Origin of the sequence: Cognatundibacterium luofuense (assembly GCF_018139685.1) — a bacterium.
GTDB classification, from domain to species: domain Bacteria; phylum Pseudomonadota; class Gammaproteobacteria; order Burkholderiales; family Burkholderiaceae_D; genus Undibacterium; species Undibacterium luofuense.
In genome coordinates this window covers 1-460 of sequence record NZ_JAGSPN010000141.1, presented here as the reverse complement: position 1 = coordinate 460, position 460 = coordinate 1, and the positions used below count along the sequence as shown (strand labels likewise).

1 protein-coding gene is annotated in these 460 nt (G+C 50.9%); it reads left to right on the top strand.

All coding sequences use genetic code 11. From position 1 onward, the window contains the following. On the top strand, positions 1-460 hold a 460-nt coding region (locus KDM89_RS19715; RefSeq protein WP_212689588.1), incomplete at both ends, for a hypothetical protein.

The following is a 460-nucleotide window of genomic DNA, read 5'->3' as shown; positions in this document are numbered from 1 at the left end:
AAAAAAAGAGCGAACGTCCGTTTGAAGTGGTGGGTATACCATTTAAAGATCCCGGCTTTTATGTGCTGGAACTGGAGTCTCTGAAACTGGGTAGCGCTTTGCTGGGCAAAACAGCGCCTATGTATGTGCGTACCAGCGCCTTGGTCACCAATCTTGCTGTGCATATTAAGACTGGCCGTGAAAATGGTGCAGTCTGGGTCACTCAGCTGGATAACGGCAAAGTGGTTCCCGACGCGGCAATTCAGGTCTCTGACTGCAGCGGCGAACTGCTGTGGAAGGGTAAAACCGATAGCAAGGGTATCGCTATGCTGCCAGCAGGTTTGAATACCCGTTGCGAGGAAAGCAGCGGCCGTGCTGGCAAACGCAAGGTCTCGAAAATTAACGGTTATTTTGTCAGTGCGCGCAAACAGGATGCGCAAGGCAGAATGGATATGGCATTTGCCTTATCGTCCTGGAATAA